This window comes from Methylobacter svalbardensis, from assembly GCF_037671525.1.
Classification (GTDB): domain Bacteria; phylum Pseudomonadota; class Gammaproteobacteria; order Methylococcales; family Methylomonadaceae; genus Methylobacter_A; species Methylobacter_A svalbardensis.
This window is the reverse complement of the sequence record NZ_JAWPOH010000045.1, coordinates 1-23,273: the sequence shown is the minus strand read 5'-3', so window position 1 is coordinate 23,273 and position 23,273 is coordinate 1. Positions and strand designations below refer to the sequence as shown.

The window sequence follows — 23,273 nt, the reverse complement described above, 5'->3', positions numbered from 1 at the left end:
GCAGTTACACCTGCCGCATCAGTTCACCTGATTATGACCTGTATGCGATGAATGCTGAAATTGAAGCTTTTTGTGAAAAGCAGATCCTGCCAAAGAAAACCCGGTACAACCTGCTGCTGCTGGTTGAAGAGTTGCTGCAAATCTATAATCCTTACCTGCGCACGGTCGTTCTGGATATGACCATAACCTATTCGGAAAAGAACGAACGCCTGGAGATAATCTGTGAAAGCACAGGGGAGCAGGGTAATCCGCTTGAAAATCAGAGCTTGACCGATGATCTGGGGCTGATGATCATCAGGAATTTGACCGAAAGCATTGATTATCAGTGGATCAACGGCAAAAACAGATTACAATTTCTGCTTAAATCTAACCCCCCATAAGGAATAGCATCCATGGATTTGCAGACAAAAACAGAAGGTAACACCATCATTGTATCGATTAGCGCCAGACTTGATGCGGTTACGGCGCCAGAGTATGAAAAAAGAATTCGGGAAATGATTGATGGCGGAAATAGTTACTTTGTGGTTGATTTTGAACAACTTGACTACATCAGCAGCGCCGGTCTGCGGGCTCTGCTGCTCATGGCCAAGCTGCTGAAAGAGAAAGACGGGAAGGTGTGCTTTGCGAACGTCAAGGGAAACGTCCGGTCGGTATTCGACATGTCCGGCTTCACCGCCTTGTTCAAGATGGAAAATTCTGTCGCTGAAGCTCTCGCCTCAATCGCCTGAATAAGGATTTTCTGGAAAACTTTATTCCGAAGTCCGATGTTGCAAGCGCTTGAGCAACACAATCAAATTGCCGGTGCCATCGGAATAAGCATGGACATCATCCATCAGCCTCTTGACCAAGTGTACGCCGAGACCGCCGATAGGTCGTTCGTTAATATCCAGATCCAGGTTCGGTCTGGGGGCTTGCATGAAAGGGTCAAACCGGGGTGCATCATCCTTCAGAAGAATTTCCAGCCATTCGTCCGATATACTCATTCGGACATGTATGAACCGATCAGCAGCACCCTTGAGGCCGTGAACAATGGTATTTGTTATCAACTCTTCCAGACACAAATTGGCAGAGAAAGCCAGATCGTGATCGGGTAGAGCCTTGTTGACAGCATCAGCAAGTTTTTCGATTTCTTCGAGTCGGGTAGGCACCCGGTAATCCAGCAACAGCTTTGTATTGTGCCCGCAAAGACGGGATTCCTTAATCTGGGCAGGTTTGTTAGATTCCATCACATTAACACCCGAATTTCAAAATAGTATTTTAATGATTGCTTATCAGTTTTTTTACGTTTGGCTCTTCTGATAAAACCCTGTTGTAAATCAACGCCGCCTACTTTTAAAGTGGATCCCCTAACTCTCCTCCCAGACTGCGTTAAACCAGCTTAGCTTTCAAAAAATCAATAACATCCGCAAACAGAATTTCCTCGTTTGCTTCAGCCGTTCTGGCCTTGTATTCAACCGTACCGGAATCCAGGCCGCGATCACCAACAACGATGCAATGGGGGATGCCGATCAGTTCCATGTCGGAAAACATAAACCCGGCGCGGACTTTCCTGTCATCGAATAACACATCGATTCCGGCCGCCAATAAGTCCTGGTACAGCTGTTCCGAAGCCACTCTCAGGCGCTCGGATTTGTGCATGTTCATCGGGCATAGCGCCACCTGGAAAGGGGCAAGATTGGCTGACCAGATGATGCCTTTATCGTCATGGCTCTGTTCGATCGCGGCGGCGACCACGCGGGAAATACCGATACCGTAACAGCCCATGGTCATGATCTGGTTTTTGCCGCCTTCGTTGATCACGCCGGCTTTCATCGCCTCGCTGTATTTGGTGCCCAGCTGGAAAATATGGCCGACTTCAATGCCGCGAGCCAGCGTGATTTGACCTTTGCCGTCCGGGCTGGGATCACCTTCAACCACCATGCGCAAGTCTGCAACGTGATCAGGAACAGGCAAATCACGTTCCCAGTTGACGCCTTGATAATGCTTGCCGTCCTGGTTCGCGCCGCAAACGAAATCGGACATCAAGGTTACGCTACGGTCGGCAATAATCTTGATGTTTAAGCCGATCGGGCCGATAGAGCCGGGTTTGCAGTTGCAAACGCTGCCCACTTGCTCGTCGCTGGCGAATTCAAGCGGCGAGATGATGCCGTCAATTTTTATCGCTTTAATTTCGTTAAGGTTGTGGTCGCCTCTTAACAGCAGCGCAACCAGCGTGTCTTCTTCGCCTTTAACAATCAGAGTCTTAAGGCATTGCGTGGCGGGGATGTTTAAAAAACCGCAGACTTCTTCGATGCTGTGCTGGTTGGGCGTATCAATCAGCGTCAAGGCTTCGGTAGCCGCACCACGAGATCCTGAAGGCATCACCGCTTCGGCTTTTTCAACATTGGCGGCATAGTCGCTGTCGGTTGAGAACGCAATCGCATCTTCGCCGGAATCGGCCAGCACATGGAATTCATGCGATATCGCGCCGCCGATAGAGCCTGAATCGGCGATGACTGCACGAAAATCCAAGCCCAGATGGTTGAATATATTGGTATAAGCCTGATACATCGCATCGTAGGTAAGCTGTAACGATTCCTGATCCAAATGAAAGGAATAGGCATCTTTCATGATGAATTCGCGGGAACGCATCACCCCGAAACGGGGGCGGATTTCATCGCGGAATTTGGACTGAATCTGGTAATAAGTGATAGGCAGCTGCTTGTAGCTTTTGATCTCGTTACGCGCCAGATCGGTAATGATTTCTTCGTGAGTGGGCCCCAGGCAAAAATCGCGATCATGACGGTCTTTTAAGCGCGCCAGTTCCGGGCCGTATTGTTCCCAGCGTCCGGTTTCCTGCCACAGTTCGGCGGGTTGCAGGCCGGGCATTAACACTTCCAGCGCGCCGGTTTTTTCCATTGCTTCGCGGGTGATTTTCTCGACCTTACGCATGACCCGCAGTCCCAAGGGTAACCACGTGTAAAGACCGGCAGCCAGTTTGCGGATGAGTCCGGCGCGGATCATCAGTTGATGGCTGGCTATTTCGGCATCAGCCGGGGTTTCTTTAACAGTATTGAGCGGGAATTGAGTAGTACGCATGTTGATTTAAGGATCTGGACAATGAAAACGGCTATTTTACAGATTTAATGCCGATTTAGTCATCCCGTTATCATAATCAATGCAGATTGTTGAGATCATCAGGCTAATTTATTCCAGGTTTTTGTGGGAGCGACGCCTTTGTCGCGACGAGGGCGTCGCTCCCACAACCAATCACCACTTTCAATTCTCCAATTAAGCCATGAATCCGAGTAAAATGGAAAGTCATCTTGCAGGGATAGCTTGTCGGATTAACTTTTTTGTCATTTACATTAAATTATAATCAATCGACTTGGACCGTTTAGCGTGTTGCATTACCGGTTGTTCGTTGATATATCAAAATAACCAAGGATTTCCTAATGAATCTTGATATATTTTTATCGCTGTTCAGTCTTATGCTGGTATCACTGGCGGTTTTTTTGCTCTCGAAAAAACTCAATTTTCCTTATACGGTATTGTTGGTTATCGCCGGTTCATTACTGGTGCCGCTTTCGCAAATAGAATTTTTCCATTTTATTACCAGCTTTGAGTTAACGCCGGAACTGTTGTTCTTTGTGTTCCTGCCGATCCTGATTTTCGAATCGGCTTACAACATGAATGTTCGTAGCGTTACCGAAAACATTTATTCTATCGGCTTGTTGGCTGTAGTGGGTTTGCTGATTTCGACGCTATTTATCGGTATTGTTGGTCATTACCTGTTCGGACTGGCAGGGTTCGCCGTGCCGATACTGGCTTTATTGCTGTTCGGCGCCATTATTTCGTCAACCGACCCGGTAGCCGTGCTGGCGCTGTTCAAAGAGTATGGTGCGCCACAACGCTTAACACTGATTTTCGAAGGCGAGAGTTTATTTAACGACGCTACCGGTTTCGCGGCATTCCTGGTGGTCTTGGACTTGATGATCCACGGTTTCACCGGCACCGATTCCATTATGTCGGCGTTGGGGTCATTTTTGATCATGTTGGTCGGGGGTTTTCTGTTTGGACTATTCATGGGTTTTTTATTTTCCAAGTTGATTGAAGCGGTCAAAGGTTATGAACACCTGGAAATTACCCTGACGTTGTTGGTTGCCCATTTTACCTTTATCTTTAGCGAAGTGATTTCTGAGCATCTGGTGATCGGAGGTCAGCAAATTCGCTTGTCATCCATTATTGCCACCTTGATTGCCTCGATGGTCATCGGTAATTTCGGACGTTACAAAATGTCTCCTCCGGTTGAAGAATATATGGAGAAGTTTTGGAGCTATTTTGCCTTCGTCACTAATTCGCTGGTTTTTATTTTAATGGGATTGTTGTTCGCCGACCTGGCGATTGATATGAATGTTGCCTTGTTGCCGATTTTGCTGGCGATTGCGGTGGTCGTGATCGGTCGTGCTGTTTCGGTTTATCCGTTGCTATGGTTATTGAACAAAACCGGCAAGGAAGAGCCGATACCGCGTAATTGGATGCATTTGCTGGCCTGGGGCAGTTTGCGCGGTTCGCTGGCGGTCATCATGGTGCTGTTGATTCCTGACGATTTAACTATTCCCGGCTGGAATTTTACTATCAGTGTTAAGCAGTTTGTTGCTGCGGTTACCATTGGCAGTATCTATTTTACCCTGTTGATTAAAGCGACAACGATTGGCAAAGTCATGCACATGTTAGGGATCGACGCGCTGACGCCTGAAGAAGAGGTCGGTTACCATAAAAGCAAGGCGCAAATATACGATGAATCGATGCTTAAATTAGACGAACTCTTGGAGACTAGGTATTTAAATGAGCAGCAACATCAAACTCTTCAGCAGCGCTACCAGTGGTTGCATGATGATGCCTGTCTACAGTGTAAAGATGCTATCGGCGCTTCCAGCGATCTGATTGAAAATATGTTGCGTATCTATGCGCTAGGTGTTGAAAAAGGTGCGTTGAAAGAGGTTTACCAGCGTGGCGAAATCAACGAAAAAATATACAAGAAAATTCTGAATATGCTCTCTATTCAAACCGAGCGGGTGGAGCGAGGTCATAAACAGGTTAAGTCAGTTAACGAACATTTTCCTATCGACACTCTGGAACGATTTGTGTTGCTGGTAAGTCGTCTGGCTTTCTGGCAGGATCATTCTTTTAAAGCGGAAGAGTTGTATCTTTATTACCGTACGCTGAACAAGATTATCGCTAAGGTTATCGAGTCGTTGGATGAAATCGGCAATTCCGGTCTGAGTGATGTTTTTGATGATCGTATCGCATTGGTAAAGTTACAAACGCTTTATCAAGGATTAAATGTAAATACGCGAAAAAAGATGGAGAATCTGATAAGAAATAATACCGAATTATTGAATCAGCTAAACCAAAAAGCTGCTGAAAAATCGTTGAATGCAGTGCAACTAGAAACCTTGGTTAAATTACACAAAAACGAAATAATTACCAGCAAGCTTTTCATTATGTTAAATCACGAGCATACGGAACAAAAAAATACTGATTAAGGATTTGTTGTTGCGCATAAGTGTAATCCATGAAAAGCACGAAAAAATGGATGGGATCTTTGATCTTTCCCCGATTTTCATTGGTCACCTCGGGGTTAGAGATTACTCTCTTAGTCGTGTGTCCGTAAAATCGGGGAAAGATCACTATAGCAAAGGACATAATAAAGGACATGCTTTTGGGTGAATATCGCTGTATTTGATTGCATTTCGTTGGGCAATAAAAAACCCGCGAAGCCTTACGACTTGCGGGTTTTTGTAGTTCTTTGCACGGCTCTGAACCTATGTTTGGTACCGAGGGCCGGAATCGAACCGGCACTGAGTCACCCCAACCGGATTTTGAATCCGGCGCGTCTACCAGTTCCGCCACCCCGGCAAAGAACGTGCATTATAGGCAACGTTCATCAAAAAAGCTATTTTTTTTTAAAGGTGTATTCGGAAGCCTAACCTGATACTATCGCCCGCTATGAAAAAAAGTGATTTTAACTACCTATTACCCGAAGCGTTAATTGCGCAAAAACCTTTGGCAGAGCGCAATGCAAGTCGTCTGTTGTGTATGGATCGCCATACCGGAAGAATAACCGATCGGCAGTTTACCGATTTTATCGATTTGATCGATCAGCGCGATTTGCTTATTTTTAATGATACCAAAGTAATTCCGGCCAGGCTGTTTGGTAAAAAACCAAGCGGCGGCAAGGTCGAGATTCTTATCGAGCGCATTCTGGATGACCATCGCGCCATTGCTCATGTCAGATCAAGCAAATCGGCAAAAGCCGGTGCGCTAATAGAATTGGATAAAGGCTATTGCTGCGAAGTGTTGGGCAGGGTGGACGACCTGTTTCATCTGGAATTTAAAGGCGATACCCATTTGCTCAGTATATTGGAGAAAATCGGCCATATTCCGTTGCCGCCTTATATTACTCGTGAAGATGATCAATCCGATCTGACCCGCTATCAAACCGTTTTTGCCCGAGAGGCGGGAGCCGTTGCCGCACCGACCGCAGGTCTGCATTTTGATCGAGTCCTAATGGACAAGCTTAAAACCAAAGGAGTACAAAGGGCTTTTGTTACCTTGCATGTCGGCAGCGGCACCTTCCAGCCGGTCAGGGTGGAGGATTTATCCGAGCATTTAATGCACAAGGAATATTTTGCCGTGTTGCCGGAAACGGTAGCGGCCGTTCAGCAAGCCAGAGCAAGGGGAGGGCGGGTTATCGCGATCGGCACAACGGCGGTCAGGGCGTTGGAATCGGCATCCCAAAGCGGCCAATTGGAAACCGGTTTTGGCGATACCGATTTGTTTGTCACCCCCGGTTATCAATTCAAATCGGTCGATGCGATGCTGACCAACTTCCACCTGCCCGAGTCCACCTTGCTGATGCTGGTTTCAGCGTTTGCCGGTTATGAGCCTATTATGAATGCCTACAGTCATGCTATCGATGAATCTTACCGATTCTTTAGTTACGGCGATGCGATGTTTTTGGGTTAGCTGCGTTTGGTTGCAGCAAAGAGATATTAGTTGGCGTCAATTTGTTTGCCATCTTCGATCATCCGGTTTCCTCGTTCAATTTTGGCTTTGCCTTGCTCAACCAGTATTGAGCCTTGTTCCAATTCTGTATTGCCTTCTTTAATCAGGTTTTTTCCGCGATCAACCATCTGGTCGCCTAGTGTTGGGGCGCTTGAGCATCCTGCCAGTAACGCAATGATTGTTGATATCAGTATAATGTTAAGTTTTTTCATGGCTGTTCCGTTTGTTTATAGCAATTAAAATATTATTGTACCGTTACCAATCAACGATTAAAAATGTAATTATAGCCGCTCAGGTTGGAGGTGATGATCTCCCAACTGTGCCAATGCGTTGAGTTGTAAAAAAACACTGTAAATTCACTGATAGAAATAGTTTTAAGAGGATTAACCATTAATAACGATCGAAAATCCCCAAAGCTTCAGCGATTAAACTACAAAATAAGCTTTCTGGCAGGCTGTTTTGCCGCATATACAGGGCTTTTCCGGTCATTGACCTTAGATAAACAGGGTGTGGTGTTGTCAGGGAAAAAATCCTTTGCCGCCAAAATTGCGTTTTTAACAGTAGGCCTGGATTTTGTTATTGAGCGTGGTTATTTCTGGGATGCTCTGGTCATACACACTGAAGACCGGCAAGTTGTTCGTTTTGGCGGTATTGCCAAAGACCGGTCGCAAAAAATCAAAAATGAGTTGAATTTGCGAACTCAAAGCTATATCAAACGTTATTATCAGACCATTGCGCCGGATTTAAAACGGGCTTATCTGCAAGCCTCGTTTTTATTTAATGGTCAGCGTTATATTCGCTATCCCACTGCCCAGCAATGGCTGAAAACCCACGAACATTTACGTGACGGGGTTTGTCGTCAGGATTTATTACGCTATTTGGACAATGAAGCGGCGCTGTGGGCCGAATTTATCCGTCCCTTTTTGGACAATACGCATCATATTGAAATAATCAATGAGGCCTATATCCAAACTCAACTCTCCCGTTATCGTGGCTATTTTGATCAAGTGGAAAACAATCCGTTAACGGATAAGCAACGCAAAGCTTGCGTGATTGATGAGCAGAATAATTTGGTTCTTGCCGGTGCAGGTACCGGCAAGACCAGCACCATGATCGGCAGGGCAGGCTATCTATTGAAATCGGGTTTGGCAACAACCGATCAAATTCTGATGCTGGCTTATGCCAATAAGGCGGCCAAGGAAATGGAACAGAGGATTCAGCAAAAATTAGCGATCAACACGCTGACCGTCAAGACTTTTCATGCTCTGGGCAAACGGATTATTACCGAAGTGGAAGGTGCGGTTCCGGCCATTAACAAGATGGCCGAAGATGGCGCGCTGAGAGCCAAATTTGTCGATGAGCAGATCAAACATTTTTTACTCGATGACCGTTATAAATCCAGGGTGGTCACGTACTTTATTCAGTTTGCCTATCCCTATAAAAGCAAGTTCGCCTTCAAAACACTCGGCGCTTACAACCAATACATTTTAGAAAATGAGTTGCGCACTTTGCAGGGCGAATTGGTCAAGAGTTACGAGGAATGCGAAATTGCCAATTATTTATACCGGCAAGGTGTTGCTTACCGGTATGAGGCCAATTATGAGGTGAACACAGCAGGTCCCGATTATAAAGCCTATCAACCCGATTTCTATTTGCCGGAATACGCTATCTATATTGAACATTTCGCTGTTAATGAGCGCAATGAAACGCCGCCGTTCATGGATCGGGCAAAATATCTCGAAGGCATGGCATGGAAACGGGCATTGCATGAAACGCATCAAACCCGGCTGATTGAAACCTATAGCTATCAGAAACATCAGGGTGTTTTGACTCAGGTTTTAAGGGCTCGGTTGCTGGAAGCCGGCGTTAATTTTAGACCTCTGGCGGATGATGTCTTGTTAACTCAACTGCACCAGTTGGGTGAAATATCGAAGTTCAGCGAATTAATCGCTAACGTATTGGCGCTATTTAAAGCGGCCTATCTTTCGATGCCGGGCTTGGGCCATCTGGCGCAGCGACACGAGGATAAAGAACGCATGCTGGCCGCGGCTAAGTTGTTCGAACCGGTTTATGACGCGTATCAACAACAGTTACGCATGACCGAGACCATCGATTTTGACGACATGATCAGTACCGCCATTGCCTATGTGGAAGCCGGGAAATACCGGTCGCCATACCGGTATATTTTGGTCGATGAATTTCAGGATATTTCAGCAAGCCGGGCCAGACTGGTTAAGGCCTTATTGGCACAGAATTCTGACAACAACCTGTTTTGTGTCGGTGATGATTGGCAGTCCATTTATCGCTTTGCCGGCAGCGATGTTTCCATCACCAAGGATTTTGATCGACACTTCGGTTTTACCGCGACTCAGGTGCTGGACAAGACCTTCCGCTTCAATAACAAAATCGGCGAGCTTGCGGCGAGATTCGTTAACCAAAATCCGGCGCAGCTTGAGAAAACCATTCACAGTGCTCGGATGGTTAATAAATCAGCGGTTTCTCTGATTAAAACCGCTAGTGAAACGACCGGAATCAATGCGGCCTTGACGGCTATTTATCAAGAGCAAACAGGCAGTAGTGCCAGTGTGCTTATTCTGGCGAGATTCAGTTTTAAAAAGCCCGATCTGTCTGGTTTGAAAAAACAATTTCCATCGTTAAACATCGAGTTTATGACGGTACATGCGGCTAAAGGCAAGGAAGCGGATTATGTGATTATAGTGGGACTGGAACACGGCAAACACGGATTCCCCTCCGAAAAAGCCACGCATCCTTTGCTGGAAATGCTGTTGCCCAAAGCAGAAGACTTTAAACATGCCGAAGAACGCCGGTTGTTTTATGTAGCGCTGACGCGGGCGAAACACCATGTGTATTTGCTTGCCGATGGCAACAAAGCGTCCGGTTTTATTCGTGAATTAGTCGATAACAACTACGACATTCTGATCGATGAATTTCAAGGTAAGGGTTTTCAAAAACAGTTAGCCGACACGTCGTGTGAGTGTTGCAAAACCGGCTATCTGGTCGAGAGAAAAGGGCCGAACGGTGTTTTCTTCGGCTGTAATCAATATCCGCTGTGCAGTAACACCCGGAAGGCCTGCCCACAGTGTGGCGATAAATTAGAAACCCATGGCGATTTCAGGCTGTGTAAGAATCTATCCTGTGACTTTGTGGAACCCGTTTGCCCGAAATGTGGCGGGAGCATGATGTTACGTAAAGGTAAATATGGTTCATTCTGGGGATGTGCTAATTATCGGCAGAATGCCGGATTTTCATGCGGGCATATCGAAAAGCATATTGACCTGAAAGGGGTAAAAAGGACCTAGGTTGTAAGGCACAAAACCAACAGCCGGGTGGGGTGGTTTCGACCTATCCTGTCCATTATGACAGTAATCAGCGCGGCAGGGTGCAATCGAAGGTGGTACCGTATAATCGTCGTGGTCCGGTTCGGCGTTGCCATCCATGGCTTCCCGCCTACTGTGGGTGCTCTGCCTCCTGTATCCGTTAGAGCAAAAAGTGAGTTTCTGCCGGGCATCAAACGCGAACGATGCGCTTCACTGCGTTCAGCAGGCCTTACAGCTCTACACTAGTTAACTTTAATCAGTTCCTTGTTGCCGCTGGAAAAGTGACATTTGTCTACGGTAAAGGTGTCACAATCTTTCGATTCTTCAATCTTCGCGCCGTTCGGGCTGAGTTTGATTTTTAGCTCACAGGAACTGGCTGCGCTTGAAGAATGTTTTTTCATGACTAATTCGTTTTCACCGGTGCTTGTGGCTTTACCTGAAACAGCCTGGGAACAGTGGGCGCTGCCTTCTTTGGCAGTAGACTCAAAGTCTACATCAGCGCTGACTATGTAATCGGCGTTGATTTTGATGACTTTTAAGTGACGAACATAATCGCCGTCGCGCAATACATAATGATCGGTAGCAGCGAATACGTTGCCGGAAATTAGCAGTGCAATAGCCAGAAACAAATTTTTTTTCATGGTGTTACCTCTTGTTTGATTAAAATTTGATCAACATGGCGGCAGGAGATGGTTTGTTGCTGTTCATGTTGTCTTGGGATGTATTTGGCACAACTCGAAATTATTGTACCTTATTGTAAGCCGTTGCTAAAAGGTGAGGCGAGGATGATTAAAAAATAACCTGCAGGCAAACAATGAGCCGGTATTTTGTTTATGGCTCGTACATTAGCCTATTTATGCGACTATAATACTAGACTGATTCCAGTCTATACGGGCTGGCTGTGATTCGTGGCGCGGCGCGCCTTAACTGCATATTCCACGCGGCGCGTGAGAACGAGATATAAGATTTTTTAATGGTTAACAATTTAATTTTTTCCCCTAAAATTCCGCAGAAACAAGATCAATCGCTCATCTGGACCGGTTTAACCGGCTGCGGTGATTCGTTGGCGTTGGCTTCTGCGATTAAAAATGAAGATTGTTTGTTTGTTATTGTGACGCCGGATAATCAGACCGCTTTGCGGCTTGAGCATGAATTGTTATTTTTCTTGCAGGGTGAATATCCCATTTTGCATTTCCCCGATTGGGAAACCTTGCCTTATGATGTGTTCTCGCCGCTGCCGGAAATCATCTCTGAACGGCTGAAAACCTTGGCTTTGCTGCCGCAGGTGAAGCGCGGCGCGCTGGTGGTTTCGGTGACGACGCTGATGCACCGGTTGGCGCCCCGTGAGCATGTTCTGGCCAACAGTTTTGCGGTTAAGGTCGGCGACGATTTTAACCTGGAGCTGAACCGACTCAAGCTGGAAAGCGTCGGCTATCATTGCGTGTCGCAGGTTTACCAGCACGGCGAATTTGCGGTCAGGGGGTCGATAGTCGATTTGTTCCCGATGGGCAGTAAGGCGCCGTACCGCATCGAGTTATTCGATGAAGAAATCGAATCCATCCGTACATTCGATGCTGAAACGCAGCGGTCATTGGAAAAAATCGACCAGATTCAGCTGTTCCCTGCGCGGGAATTCCCGTTTACCGATGAGGCCATCAAGCATTTTCGCCAGGCTTTCAGGGATGCTTTCCCGGAAACTTCGCCGAAAAACCATTTTTATACGGATGTCAGCAAAGGCATCACGCCCGGCGGCATTGAATATTACTTGCCGCTGTTTGTCGATCAAATGGCGACATTGTTCGATTATCTGCCGAAGTCGGCGGTTTTGGTGACGGCGGATAGTTTTGATGCAAGTTCACGCGCTTTTTATGCCGAAGCTGAGGACAGGTTTCAGCAAAGAAAATATGATGCGGACCGGCCGTTATTGAAGCCGGAATTGTTGTTTTTATCGACAGATGAGCTGACACAAAGAACCGGAGCATTTGCCCGGATTATTCTTGATGGCATAGTTGCGGATGCCGATAGCATTGTTTTCAACTGCCGGCCGCTGTCCAATGTAACCATCGATGCCAAGCATGAGCAACCGGCGCAGGCATTGCAACAGTTTGTCGATAGCTTTGCCGGTAAGATTTTGTTTGTTGCAGAATCGGCAGGACGCCGCGAAGCCTTAATGGAGAGATTAAGGCAGTATAAAATCAGCGTGAAACAGGTTGAAAGCTGGGATAAGTTTCTTCAATCCGAAGTATCGCCGTGTCTTGTTGTCGCGCCGATGGATCATGGCTTATGGCTAACAAATCCGGCCATTGCGATCATCACCGAAAACCTGTTGTCCGGCGAAAAAGTACAGCAACGGCGCAGACGGCGAAAGTCTGCGGCGCATGAGCTGGAAAATATCGTCAATAACCTGAATGAATTGACCATAGGTTCGCCGGTGGTGCATCAGGAGCATGGCGTGGGCCGCTATTTGGGTTTGCAGACTCTTGAGATTGGCGGCATCACGTCGGAATTTCTGGCTTTGGAATACGCCAATAACGATAAGCTTTACGTGCCGGTTTCGGCCTTGCATGTGATTGGTCGTTACACCGGCGTGAGCCCGGAAAATGCGCCTTTGCATAAGCTGGGCGGCGACCAGTGGAATAAGGTCAAGCAAAAAGCCATTAAGCGCATCCGCGACGTCGCCGCAGAATTGCTGGAAATTCATGCCAAAAGAGCGGTCAAGCAAGGCCATGCCTTTCAGGTTGAAAATATCGAATACGCGGCTTTTGCCGACGCGTTCCCGTTTGAAGAAACGCCGGATCAGCAGACTGCGATCGAAACGATACTCGATGATATGGCCAGTCCCCATCCTATGGACCGGGTGATTTGCGGCGATGTCGGTTTCGGTAAAACCGAGGTGTCGATGCGGGCGGCGTTTATTGCGGTACAAAACGGCAAGCAGGTGGCGATATTGGTGCCGACCACTTTGCTGGCGCAACAGCATTTTCAGAATTTTCGCGACCGCTTTGCCGACTGGCCGGTACGCGTCGAAGTGCTGTCGCGTTTTGTCAGTCCCAAGCAGCAAAAAGAGATTGCCGATGATCTGGAGCAGGGCAAGGTCGATATAGTCATCGGTACCCACAAGTTATTGTCGAAAGAGGTCAAATATAAAGCGTTGGGACTGGTGGTGATTGATGAAGAACACCGTTTTGGCGTGACCCAAAAAGAGCATTTCAAAAAGCTGCGCAATGAACTGGACATGCTGACACTGACGGCAACGCCAATTCCGCGCACCTTGAATATGGCGATGTCGGGTCTAAGGGATATATCCATTATCGCCAGTCCGCCGCCGAATCGTCATGCGATCAAGACCTTTATCAGCGAATGGATAGATGCACAGATCAGGGAAGCCTGTTTGCGTGAAATCAAGCGCGGCGGACAGGTGTTCTTTTTGCATAATGAAGTGAAAACGATGGAGAAAATGGCCCGGGAGCTGGAGGCTCTGGTGCCCGAGGCGCGGATTGAAATTGCGCACGGACAAATGCCGGAACGCCAGTTGGAGCGCATCATGCTGGATTTTTATCATCAGCGCTTTAACCTGTTGTTGTGTTCGACCATTATTGAAAGCGGCATCGACATCCCCAGTGCCAATACCATTATTATCAATCGCGCCGATAAATTAGGACTGGCGCAACTGCATCAGTTGCGCGGCCGGGTAGGGCGCTCGCATCACCGGGCTTATGCCTATTTTGTGGTGCCGCCGCTTACCCTGATGAGCAAGGATGCGATTAAACGGCTGGAAGCGGTCGAGGCCTCCGGCGATTTGGGCGCGGGATTCATGTTGTCCTCGCATGACATGGAAATTCGCGGCGCGGGCGAGTTATTGGGCGATGACCAAAGCGGCCAAATCCAGGAAATCGGCTTCACCCTGTATACCGAGTTGCTGGAACGCGCGGTCAGCGCCTTAAAATCCGGTAAACAGCCGGAGCTTGATACCCCGATGGACCGGGGGCCGGAAGTCGACCTGCAAACGTCTGCGCTGATCCCGGAAGACTATCTGCCGGATATTCATGGCCGCCTGGTGTTGTATAAACGCATCTCCAATACCGAAACCAAGGACGATTTACGCGAATTACAGGTGGAAATGATCGACCGTTTCGGCTTATTTCCTGAACCGGTAAAAACCTTGTTCAGCGTCACCGAATTAAAACAGCAGGCCGAAAAACTGGGCATCAAGAAAATAGAGGCCAACGCTGGCGGCGGGCGCATTATTTTTTCTGCGACGCCTAATATCAATACCGACCAGCTGATTTCGTTGATACAAACCCAGGCCCAGGTTTATAAATTCGATGGTGCCGACAAGTTAAGGTTCAGCAAACCGTTTGAAACGACCGAGCAGAAGCTTGAGTTTATCACCGAGTTGCTCGATAAACTCACCGTAAAAAAATGACGATGATGAAAATAATAGCTTACAGTTTGGCGGCAATGTTGGGACTTTTTAATAGCCCTCTTTTGGCTGAAGGCAGCGAGTACCAAATAGAGTTGATCGTATTTTCGCAGAAGATGCACAACACCGAAGTGTTTGATCAGACCTCACGATCAATACACTGGCCGTCTGATTTGACTGAATTGTCGGCTTATCGGCAACCGGAAAATACCACGCTGGATGACAGTTATGCGGCATTATCCAAAGACTTGGCGTACCGGCCTATCTTGTCTGCTGCCTGGGTTCAGCCGGTAGCGGCAGGGGGGCTAAGCGCTGCTGTTCATATTCAGAGCAGTGATGGCAACTTGAATGGCTATGTCCGGATGCAGCAGGATCAGGATTTGCAAATGGTAGTTGATTTGGAACTGGGTTCTGGTTTGGGTGATGACTCCGGTAACGAGGTGGTTTATCGATTAAATGAAAAGCGACCGATTAAACCCGGCGAAACCTATTATTTGGATCATCCAAAGTTTGGGGTTGTCGCAAAAGTAAGCCCTTTGTAGGGTATGCCGCCCTATGCATTCCCACGCTGGAGAGACTGTGAGAGTATTCGTTTTTAGAAAAATTAAAGAATAACCACGAAGAACACGGAGAGCACGAGGTTTTTAATGCATTGAATTAATGCTGTTATTTTCTCTGTGTCCTTCGTGTTCTCTGTGGTAAAACATTTTTTCAGTCCGATTTGGATAATACGTTCATAGTCTCTGGAGCGTGGGAATGAGGAAATAGGGGGTGGTGAATGCAGCAGCAATTAACGAGGAACAAAAATGAAGAGAAAAGATATAGTTCCGACGAGTCAGGAACGGGTGATGCGGGAAAATGATTTCATCGTTTCCAAGACTGACTTAACTGGACGGATTACCTACGGAAACGAGATTTTTATCGAGTTTTCCGGATATGACGAGGAGGAGCTTCTGGGCAGCCAGCACAATATCATTCGCCACCCTGATATGCCGAGGGCAGTGTTTAAGTTGTTGTGGGACTATATAGCAGAAGACAAGGAGATCTTTGCCTACGTCAAAAACATGTCAAAAGATGGCGGATTTTATTGGGTGTTTACCCATGTCGCACCGATGAAAGATAAAAACAAACAAAAGATCGGCTACAGTTCGGTGCGCAGGATGCCTAATCCCAAGGCCATTCCGATTGTGACCGATGTGTATCGCGCGATGCTGGATGCCGAACGGAATGCGGGGCCGAAGGATGCGATGGCGGCTTCAGGCGCGGTATTGGGTAGCGTATTAAAAGACAAGGGCCTTACTTACGAGGAATTGATCAATGTATTACAGTCGCTTTAAGAATAATGAAAAACTGGCATTAGCGGTAGGTGCTTTTTTCTGGCTCGGCTTGCTGATTTCCGTTTGGATGCCGGCCCTGAACGGAGCCGAAGGGGGAGTCGGTGGCGGGACGATCATACCGTCTTTGTTGACCGCCGGTTCAGCCTTATCTATCGCGTGGTGGAGAAAATCAAGATCAGACGATCAACAATTGCTGGCTAAATTGCTTAGCGCAAGTCACGAATGGGCGCAAGGATCCGTAGACGTAAGACTCACCTATATCGGCGGAAAAGAGCGGCCGCTTCAACAGCTTGCTTGGTCGCTGAATAATTTGATGGATCAGGTGGAAACTGCACAGGTCGATATGTATTATTCTCTGGCGTATGTCACCTATGGCGATTTTACCCGGCGCAGTTATCCGGAAGGCTTACATGGCGGATTTGCATCGGCGTTGAAGCAACTGAATGGCGTTGCAAAAACCTTGTCTATCACCACAACGGCTATTGCTGAATTGATGAACGCGATAGCTGAGGGCGACTTTAATAAAAAAGTTGATGTTAATGTCGACGGCGAATACAGGCTTGCTGTAGACCACGCCATGCAAGCCATGCAAGCCATGCAGGCTATGCTGGGCGATGTGGGCAAGGTCATGGGCGGCGTGGCTTGTGGCGACATCAGTCAGCGTGTTCAGGCCGAAGGTCGCGGCGACCTCGGTAAATTGAAAGACGATATTAACCTTTCGCTTGATGCCCTGGGCAGTTTGAATGATATATCGCTTATTGCCAGTGCATTGTCGGAAGGCGACCTGACTAAGACGATCAGCAAGGACTACCCCGGAACCTTTGGCGCAGTGATTTCCGGCATGAATGGTACCGTGGAAAACCTCAGGGGGCTGGTGGAAGAAATCAAGGATTCTACCAATAATATCAATACCGCAGCCAAAGAAATTGCTGCGGGTAATAATGATTTGTCGTATCGCACCGAAGAACAGGCTGCCAGTCTGGAACAGACTGCGGCCAGCATGGAAGAGCTTACTTCCACCGTGCAGATGAATGCGAAAAGCGCCGAACAGGCTAATCAGCTTGCTGTGGGGGCTACGGATATTGCGGGCAAGGGGGTCGTCGTGGTCGACCAAGTGGTAACGACGATGGAAGGCATCAATGAATCCTCACGCAAGATTGTGGATATTATCTCGGTGATCGACAGTATTGCTTTTCAAACCAATATTCTTGCTCTTAACGCCGCAGTAGAAGCGGCGCGTGCAGGTGAGCAGGGTCGTGGTTTTGCCGTGGTGGCTGGAGAAGTGCGTAATCTTGCCCAACGCGCTGCCGCTGCCGCAGGAGAAATAAAAGGTTTGATTGGCGATTCGGTAGAAAAGGTTGAGGATGGCACTAAATTGGTTGCTCAGGCTGGAAAAACCATGGAGGAAATTGTTAGCGCTATTCGCGGTGTTACAGCCATTATGGCGGAGATAAGGGCCGCTTCCGTTGAACAAACTTCCGGTATCGAGCAGGTCAATCAGGCAATTGGACAAATGGATGAAGTCACCCAGCAAAATGCTGCGTTAGTGGAACAGGCTGCTGCCGCTGCAGAATCGCTGGAAGAACAGGCGCAAAATTTGTCGGTTACCGTAGGACGCTTTACTGTTGATAATGGTTCTGGTGGTTTCCATAGCTCTCCCCATGTAACACCGACGGTAAGTAAAAGTTCAGTGCCGATCAGGGCGAAACCGCAGTTACAGCCGGTTTCTGACGGTGATTGGGAGGAGTTTTAAGGAGATAGGCTGGCGTATTGTTGTATGGCAGATATTTCATCAATACACTCGTCGTCCAAGCACTTACTGATTTTAAATAGCCTTCAGGTTATAATGTGCACCATTTACTAAGTCTTGGTTGATTACCCCAAGATTTTTTGATTATTACATGATGGCTTAGCATCGCCGTTTCATCCCAATATAATCAAATACGGGCTTTAGACTCGGGGATGTGGCGTCAGTGATTTTTCGATGATTTAACGCTTAAAAAATATGACACAAAAACTTTATATTCAAACCAACGGTTGCCAGATGAACGAGTATGATTCCGATAAAATGCGGGATGTACTCAATGCTTCACATGGCTTTGAATTGATTGACGATCCAAAACTAGCCGATGTTTTGCTGCTGAATACTTGCTCAATACGCGAAAAAGCGCAGGAAAAAGTATTTTCGGCCTTGGGTAAATGGCGCAGGATTAAAGACAAGCGTCCCGACGTAATTATTGGTGTAGGCGGCTGTGTCGCCAGCCAGGAAGGCGCTGCGATTCAAAAACGGGCGCCGTTTGTGGACATCGTGTTTGGGCCGCAAACTCTGCATCGTTTGCCCCAACTTCTTGATCAGGCGCGTAGTCAGAAAAAACCCGTAGTTGATATATCCTTCCCTGAAATAGAAAAATTTGATTCGCTGCCTGAACCCAGAGCGGAAGGCCCGAAAGCCTTTGTTTCGGTCATGGAAGGATGCAGTAAATATTGCACGTTCTGTGTGGTGCCTTATACCCGGGGTGAAGAAATCAGCCGTCCTTTGGATGATGTGATTGCCGAAATTACCTCATTAGCCAAACAAGGTGTGCGGGAAATCAATCTGTTAGGCCAAAATGTTAATGCCTATCGCGGAGTCATGGACGATGGCGATATCGCTGATTTTGCCTTATTGCTGCATTATGTGGCGGCGGTGGAGGGTATAGACCGTATTCGTTTTACTACCTCGCACCCGATGGAATTTACTGATGCGTTGATTGAGGCCTTTGCCGAAATCCCGCAACTGGTTGACCATCTGCATTTGCCGGTACAAAGCGGCAGCGATCATATCTTAAAAATGATGAAGCGCGGGCATGCGCGTGCCGACTATATTGAAATCATTCGCAAGTTGCGTGCAGTACGCCCTAATATTTATTTGTCATCGGATTTTATTATTGGTTTTCCCGGTGAAACCGATGCCGAGTTTGAAGAAACCATGTCTTTTATTGAAGAAATCGGCTTCGATTTATCATTTAGTTTTGTTTATAGTGCACGTCCCGGAACGCCTGCGGCTGAGTTGCCGGATGACGTGTCTGCGGAAGTTAAAAAACAGCGCCTGGAGCGTTTCCAAAATCGCATTAACGAGATGACGGCGGCCATTTCGCAGAGCATGATCGGCACCGTGCAAACGGTTTTGGTTGAAGGCCAGTCTAAAAAGAATCCGCTGCAAATGCAGGGCAGAACCGAGAATAACCGGGTCGTTAACTTTATCGGACACCCGCGTTTGGCCGGACAGTTTGTCGATGTGCTGATTGCCGAGGCTTTACCCAATTCTTTACGCGGTCGAATGGTCGACTCGTCTATCGATGCTTCTTCTTGATAAAACACGCTTGGTAACAACTGATTTATGATTTCACAGGAAATTTCTTTGGCGCCTGCCGATATTGGCCGGTTATCCAATTTTTGCGGTCAATTCGATGCGCATTTGCGGCAGATTGAATCGCGTCTTCAGGTCGAGATAGCAGGTCGCGGTAATCAGTTTAAGGTGACCGGTTTAGATAACTCAGTCAAGGCGGCCTGCGCCGTCATACAGAAATTATTTGCCAGCACTGAAAAAGAACAATTAACTGCCGAACTTGTGCATTTAGCCATGCAGGATTCATCGATTGATGAATTGTTGGACGATCCGAAAATATCGTCCGGGCAAAACGTTAGCATCAAGACCAAATGCGGGATGATCAGGGGGCGCGGGGCTAACCAGCAAGAATATCTGCGAAAAATCATGACGCATGATATTAATTTCGGCGTGGGACCTGCCGGAACCGGTAAAACCTATCTGGCGGTCGCCTGCGCTATTGAAGCCTTGCAGAGCGAAAAGGTCAGGAAAATTATTCTGGTGCGTCCTGCGGTAGAAGCCGGTGAAAAGCTGGGTTTTCTGCCGGGCGATATGGCGCAAAAAGTCGATCCTTATTTGCGACCCTTGTATGATGCACTGTACGACATGCTCGGTTTTGAGCGGGTTGAGAAAATGATCGATAAGGGCATCATAGAAGTTGCGCCGTTGGCATTTATGCGCGGCAGAACGCTTAATGATAGTTTTATTATTCTGGATGAGGCGCAAAATACCACTGTTGAGCAGATCAAGATGTTTCTGACCCGCGTCGGCTTTGGCTCCACAGCGGTGGTGACCGGTGATGTCACCCAGATCGATTTGCCTTCGGAAAAAATGTCCGGTTTGCGGCATGTGCTTGAGGTGCTGAAAAAGGTTGAAGGCATCAGCTTCACCTTTTTCGATGCGCGTGATGTAGTCAGGCACCCGTTGGTGCAACGTATTGTTTGCGCTTATGAAGCCTACGAAAAGACCAACAAGGCCGCGTTGTGAATGAGTTAGAAATCCAGGCTATTTTTGAATCGAAAGATCAGCCGGAGCAACAACAAATCCAGCTTTGGGTCGATGCGGCTCTGGACGATTACGATCGGGATACCGAAATCGTGGTGCGTATTGTTGACGAACAGGAAAGTGCCCAGCTTAATGAACAGTATCGCCATAAGCAAGGCCCGACCAATATTCTCAGTTTTCCGGTGGAGGTACCTGAAGGTATCGAGTTGAATTTGCTGGGCGATTTGGTGATCTGCGCCCCGGTGCTGAAAAAGGAAGCGCTGGAGCAAAACAAGCGCTTGGCGGATCACTGGGCGCATATCATTGTGCATGGCGTGTTACATTTGTTAGGCTATGACCACATCGACGATAAGGAAGCCGAGCAGATGGAAAGCAAGGAAATAGCAATTTTAAACAGGTTACACATCAGTAACCCTTATACAGAGATAAACGATATATGAGTGATGAACAACCCCCAAGTAGAAACTCCCCACAGAGAAGCTGGGTTGATAAAATCAGCCATTTACTGACTGGGGAGCCGCAAGACCTTGAAGATCTACTTGAAATTTTAAGAGAAGCACGAGAAAAACACTTATTAGATACGGATGCCTTATCCATGATTGAAGGCGTTTTGCAGGTATCTCAAATGCGGGTCAGGGATATCATGATCCCCCGTATTCAAATGGTTGTCGTACCCAAAGATGCCGAGCTGGAAACCATATTGCCGTTGGTTACGGAGTTCGGGCATTCCCGCTATCCGGTTATTGACGGGGATAGGAGCAAAGTGGTCGGCGTATTGCTGGCCAAAGATATACTGGCCCGCATTAGCGAAAACCAAACCCTGAAAGCGCATGAAATAATGCGCCCGTTATGTGTTGTGCCGGAAAGTAAGCGCTTAAATGTGTTGCTTAAAGAATTGCGTACCAATGGTAATCACATGGCCATTGTTGTTGATGAGTACGGTCAGTCGGCAGGCCTGGTCACCATTGAAGATGTGTTAGAGCAAATCGTTGGCGAGATTGAAGATGAGCATGACGATCATGAAGACGAAGGCTATATTTTTCAGCGCAACGATAATGAATACATGATTAAAGCGCTGACGCCTATGGACGAGTTTGACGACTATTTTTCCACGAATCTGGCAACCGATGAATACGATACCATCGGCGGTTTTATTGTCAGTCAGCTGGAGCATATGCCCAAAAAAGGCGAGAGCCTTGTTGTGGATTCAATGAAATTCGAAGTGATTAGAGCGGATAGTCGGCGCGTACATCTGCTAAAACTGAAAATAATTGAGTAGAATTAATTGTCCACGAAAGGCACGAAAAAATATAAGGCTAAAGGCTAAAGACGAAGGGCTGAAGATTGATTATATGTTGACCTGTGGTTTTTTCGCCCTTCGCCTTTTGCCTGATTTTCAGCAGTTTTTTTGTGCTTTTCGTGGATAAAATACCGGCTAATCATATTTGATGTATTTAAATCGCGGGTCATCGGGTGTGCCTTCTAAGGCGCCGCCTTCTTTTGCAGGCTGCCACATAACCACCTCTTCGATTTTATGGGCCAATTCGAAATCCTTGTTGGTAATGCCTTTAGCCGCATGATTCATCAGCTTGACGATCACAAAGGCGTAAGAAACAGTAAGATCCGGATGATGAAATGCTGCCTCAGCCAAGTGTCCTACCGTATTAACAACCATCAAGGTCGCTTTCCAGCCGCTGGTTTTGTATTTGCGCCGAATCCAGCCGTTTTCCAGATACCAGTGCGGCAATTCGTCCTTTAAGCGCTGTTCGATGTCTGCATCGGAATAAGTATCTTCATGTGTACGTTCTCTCCAACCCATAATGGCTTACCTCTTGTTTGGTTATGAAAAAGCCCAGATAACCTGCATTCTTAGTTTTCCGGCTCCAGATACGTGGCTTCGCAGCCTTGTTGATAAAACATAAATGACGGGGAAAACGGAATAACATCAATCGTCAAAGTTGTTTCTTGTTGAAATAATTTAACGGCAGCAGCGACGCTATTACGGAAATTGTTAAACAATTGTTTGGCGAGCTTCTCTTGTGCTTCATCTGCGCCCAAGGCAAATGGGTCTTCAGCAAGATTGGTCGCATCAATGGCTTCCTGAAAAGCCTCTGTCGAAAGGGTTTGAATTCTGTTTTCGAAATCAGCGAAAATTTGCGGCCCCTTTTCACTTTTAATGCGATCTATATCGGCTTGGTCCGCATAGACAAGAAACGCACCTTTAGCGCCTTGAAAATCATTTTTACAGGCTCCGCCATCCATGATTCTGACCAGATTTAATGTTTGGCCATCTTTAATCAAGGTCATTGGCGGATTTTGGCCTGAACTCGGCAATGATTCATCAGTTATTACGGATAATTTATCCGTTGCGGGTAGGGCTGGTGTGTCCTGTTTGACCTCTTGAGTCGCACATGCTGCCAGTGCCATCAATGCCATACTGATTAAAATTTGAATGCTTGCTTTCATAAATTACGGTGTGCTGTTAAGTGATCTTCTAAATATTGTAATCTTTAAAAAAGTTGTGAGTTAAAAAATATGACTGATGAGCTCCGATACGGAAAAATAAAGATGTTGAACGAGTATGGTTTTGGCACACAAGCAAATTTTTAACAAGGAATATCTAAAGGATTATAGTGGACCCCATTGTCCAGACAAATAATGCCTTAATTTAAGATAGAGCCCTGTTCACACTCCAGCTGAATGGCGCTGTCCCAATTTTTTTATACGGGAACTGATATTTCTGCCGCTCCGTA

At 47.1% G+C, this 23,273-nt stretch carries 19 protein-coding genes and 1 tRNA gene; 13 read left to right on the top strand and 7 right to left on the bottom strand.

Annotated elements, in window-relative coordinates; genetic code table 11:
- The first annotated feature begins 47 nt into the window (after positions 1 to 47).
- Both RW114_RS15075 and RW114_RS15070 read left to right on the top strand, forming a co-directional pair.
- Entirely contained in the window at positions 48 to 380 is a 333-nt protein-coding gene (locus RW114_RS15075; RefSeq protein WP_340123584.1) for a hypothetical protein, read from the top strand.
- A gap of 12 nt (positions 381 to 392) precedes the next feature.
- Positions 393 to 728, top strand: a complete 336-nt coding sequence (locus RW114_RS15070) for an STAS domain-containing protein (protein ID WP_340123583.1) — start codon at positions 393 to 395, stop codon at positions 726 to 728.
- Between the two features lie 21 nt (positions 729 to 749).
- On the opposite strand, the gene RW114_RS15065 is transcribed toward RW114_RS15070, so the two are convergent.
- Together RW114_RS15065 and RW114_RS15060 are read right to left on the bottom strand one after the other, a co-directional pair.
- Positions 750 to 1,226 carry an ATP-binding protein gene (locus RW114_RS15065; RefSeq protein ID WP_340123582.1) on the bottom strand — a complete coding sequence of 159 codons (477 nt, stop codon included), beginning with the start codon at positions 1,224 to 1,226 and terminating at the stop codon, positions 750 to 752.
- Between the two features lie 142 nt (positions 1,227 to 1,368).
- Positions 1,369 to 3,078 carry a proline--tRNA ligase gene (locus tag RW114_RS15060; RefSeq protein ID WP_340123581.1) on the bottom strand — a complete coding sequence of 570 codons (1,710 nt, stop codon included), beginning with the start codon at positions 3,076 to 3,078 and terminating at the stop codon, positions 1,369 to 1,371.
- A 356-nt stretch (positions 3,079 to 3,434) separates the two neighbouring features.
- Between RW114_RS15060 and RW114_RS15055 the strand changes: the two genes are divergently transcribed.
- Positions 3,435 to 5,528: a cation:proton antiporter gene (locus tag RW114_RS15055; RefSeq protein ID WP_340123580.1), complete on the top strand. Its 2,094-nt coding sequence runs from the start codon at positions 3,435 to 3,437 to the stop codon at positions 5,526 to 5,528.
- 286 nt (positions 5,529 to 5,814) lie between these two features.
- Here the strand turns inward: RW114_RS15055 and RW114_RS15050 are convergent.
- Positions 5,815 to 5,901: transfer RNA gene (locus tag RW114_RS15050), tRNA-Leu, on the bottom strand.
- A gap of 90 nt (positions 5,902 to 5,991) precedes the next feature.
- Between RW114_RS15050 and queA the strand changes: the two genes are divergently transcribed.
- Positions 5,992 to 7,011, top strand: coding sequence for a tRNA preQ1(34) S-adenosylmethionine ribosyltransferase-isomerase QueA (queA, locus tag RW114_RS15045; protein ID WP_340123579.1), 1,020 nt, complete (start codon positions 5,992 to 5,994; stop codon positions 7,009 to 7,011).
- Positions 7,012 to 7,037: 26 nt separating this feature from the next.
- On the opposite strand, the gene RW114_RS15040 is transcribed toward queA, so the two are convergent.
- Positions 7,038 to 7,262 carry a hypothetical protein gene (locus RW114_RS15040; RefSeq protein WP_340123578.1) on the bottom strand — a complete coding sequence of 75 codons (225 nt, stop codon included), beginning with the start codon at positions 7,260 to 7,262 and terminating at the stop codon, positions 7,038 to 7,040.
- Positions 7,263 to 7,538: 276 nt separating this feature from the next.
- On the opposite strand from RW114_RS15040, the gene RW114_RS15035 reads away from it, so the two are divergent.
- Positions 7,539 to 10,370, top strand: coding sequence for a UvrD-helicase domain-containing protein (locus RW114_RS15035; RefSeq protein ID WP_340123577.1), 2,832 nt, complete (start codon positions 7,539 to 7,541; stop codon positions 10,368 to 10,370).
- A 260-nt stretch (positions 10,371 to 10,630) separates the two neighbouring features.
- On the opposite strand, the gene RW114_RS15030 is transcribed toward RW114_RS15035, so the two are convergent.
- Positions 10,631 to 11,029, bottom strand: coding sequence for a hypothetical protein (locus tag RW114_RS15030; protein WP_340123576.1), 399 nt, complete (start codon positions 11,027 to 11,029; stop codon positions 10,631 to 10,633).
- 332 nt (positions 11,030 to 11,361) lie between these two features.
- On the opposite strand from RW114_RS15030, the gene mfd reads away from it, so the two are divergent.
- The 8 genes from mfd to RW114_RS14990 all read left to right on the top strand — a co-directional run bounded on the left by mfd (position 11,362) and on the right by RW114_RS14990 (position 21,799).
- Positions 11,362 to 14,814 (top strand): transcription-repair coupling factor, encoded by a 3,453-nt coding sequence (gene mfd, locus RW114_RS15025; protein ID WP_340123575.1) that lies wholly within the window; start codon positions 11,362 to 11,364, stop codon positions 14,812 to 14,814.
- A 2-nt stretch (positions 14,815 to 14,816) separates the two neighbouring features.
- A complete protein-coding gene (locus tag RW114_RS15020) occupies positions 14,817 to 15,353 on the top strand; it encodes a CsiV family protein (RefSeq protein ID WP_340123574.1) in 537 nt (178 codons plus the stop codon).
- A 264-nt stretch (positions 15,354 to 15,617) separates the two neighbouring features.
- Complete coding sequence (locus tag RW114_RS15015) at positions 15,618 to 16,148, top strand: PAS domain-containing protein (RefSeq protein ID WP_340123573.1); 531 nt, start codon at positions 15,618 to 15,620, stop codon at positions 16,146 to 16,148.
- Positions 16,129 to 17,901 carry a methyl-accepting chemotaxis protein gene (locus tag RW114_RS15010; protein ID WP_340123572.1) on the top strand — a complete coding sequence of 591 codons (1,773 nt, stop codon included), beginning with the start codon at positions 16,129 to 16,131 and terminating at the stop codon, positions 17,899 to 17,901. Before RW114_RS15015 ends, RW114_RS15010 begins: the two co-directional genes overlap by 20 nt.
- 252 nt (positions 17,902 to 18,153) lie before the next feature.
- A complete protein-coding gene (miaB, locus tag RW114_RS15005; protein WP_340123571.1) occupies positions 18,154 to 19,500 on the top strand; it encodes a tRNA (N6-isopentenyl adenosine(37)-C2)-methylthiotransferase MiaB in 1,347 nt (448 codons plus the stop codon).
- A gap of 27 nt (positions 19,501 to 19,527) precedes the next feature.
- The gene (locus tag RW114_RS15000; RefSeq protein ID WP_340123570.1) at positions 19,528 to 20,502 is read left to right on the top strand and encodes a PhoH family protein; all 975 of its coding nucleotides are present in this window, start codon (positions 19,528 to 19,530) and stop codon (positions 20,500 to 20,502) included.
- Positions 20,499 to 20,960 carry an rRNA maturation RNase YbeY gene (gene ybeY / locus RW114_RS14995; RefSeq protein WP_422614822.1) on the top strand — a complete coding sequence of 154 codons (462 nt, stop codon included), beginning with the start codon at positions 20,499 to 20,501 and terminating at the stop codon, positions 20,958 to 20,960. The genes RW114_RS15000 and ybeY overlap by 4 nt, the downstream gene beginning before the upstream one ends.
- Entirely contained in the window at positions 20,957 to 21,799 is an 843-nt protein-coding gene (locus tag RW114_RS14990) for an HlyC/CorC family transporter (protein ID WP_340123569.1), read from the top strand. Before ybeY ends, RW114_RS14990 begins: the two co-directional genes overlap by 4 nt.
- Before the next feature lie 156 nt (positions 21,800 to 21,955).
- Here RW114_RS14990 and RW114_RS14985 read toward each other — a convergent pair whose 3' ends face one another.
- Entirely contained in the window at positions 21,956 to 22,339 is a 384-nt protein-coding gene (locus RW114_RS14985) for a 4a-hydroxytetrahydrobiopterin dehydratase (RefSeq protein ID WP_340123568.1), read from the bottom strand.
- A gap of 50 nt (positions 22,340 to 22,389) precedes the next feature.
- Positions 22,390 to 22,986, bottom strand: coding sequence for a hypothetical protein (locus RW114_RS14980; protein ID WP_340123567.1), 597 nt, complete (start codon positions 22,984 to 22,986; stop codon positions 22,390 to 22,392).
- Positions 22,987 to 23,273: the final 287 nt, after the last annotated feature.

Bases quoted from the DNA above. Each gene is read 5' to 3' on its own strand.
- RW114_RS15075 (WP_340123584.1), top strand. From the start codon at position 48: ATGAATGCTGAAATTGAAGCTTTTTGTGAAAAGCAGATCCTGCCAAAG.
- RW114_RS15070 (WP_340123583.1), top strand. From the start codon at position 393: ATGGATTTGCAGACAAAAACAGAAGGTAACACCATCATTGTATCGATT.
- RW114_RS15065 (WP_340123582.1), bottom strand. From the start codon at position 1,226: ATGGAATCTAACAAACCTGCCCAGATTAAGGAATCCCGTCTTTGCGGG.
- RW114_RS15060 (WP_340123581.1), bottom strand. From the start codon at position 3,078: ATGCGTACTACTCAATTCCCGCTCAATACTGTTAAAGAAACCCCGGCT.
- RW114_RS15055 (WP_340123580.1), top strand. From the start codon at position 3,435: ATGAATCTTGATATATTTTTATCGCTGTTCAGTCTTATGCTGGTATCA.
- queA (WP_340123579.1), top strand. From the start codon at position 5,992: ATGAAAAAAAGTGATTTTAACTACCTATTACCCGAAGCGTTAATTGCG.
- RW114_RS15040 (WP_340123578.1), bottom strand. From the start codon at position 7,262: ATGAAAAAACTTAACATTATACTGATATCAACAATCATTGCGTTACTG.
- RW114_RS15030 (WP_340123576.1), bottom strand. From the start codon at position 11,029: ATGAAAAAAAATTTGTTTCTGGCTATTGCACTGCTAATTTCCGGCAAC.
- mfd (WP_340123575.1), top strand. From the start codon at position 11,362: ATGGTTAACAATTTAATTTTTTCCCCTAAAATTCCGCAGAAACAAGAT.
- RW114_RS15020 (WP_340123574.1), top strand. From the start codon at position 14,817: ATGATGAAAATAATAGCTTACAGTTTGGCGGCAATGTTGGGACTTTTT.
- RW114_RS15015 (WP_340123573.1), top strand. From the start codon at position 15,618: ATGAAGAGAAAAGATATAGTTCCGACGAGTCAGGAACGGGTGATGCGG.
- RW114_RS15010 (WP_340123572.1), top strand. From the start codon at position 16,129: ATGTATTACAGTCGCTTTAAGAATAATGAAAAACTGGCATTAGCGGTA.
- miaB (WP_340123571.1), top strand. From the start codon at position 18,154: ATGACACAAAAACTTTATATTCAAACCAACGGTTGCCAGATGAACGAG.
- RW114_RS15000 (WP_340123570.1), top strand. From the start codon at position 19,528: ATGATTTCACAGGAAATTTCTTTGGCGCCTGCCGATATTGGCCGGTTA.
- RW114_RS14990 (WP_340123569.1), top strand. From the start codon at position 20,957: ATGAGTGATGAACAACCCCCAAGTAGAAACTCCCCACAGAGAAGCTGG.
- RW114_RS14985 (WP_340123568.1), bottom strand. From the start codon at position 22,339: ATGGGTTGGAGAGAACGTACACATGAAGATACTTATTCCGATGCAGAC.
- RW114_RS14980 (WP_340123567.1), bottom strand. From the start codon at position 22,986: ATGAAAGCAAGCATTCAAATTTTAATCAGTATGGCATTGATGGCACTG.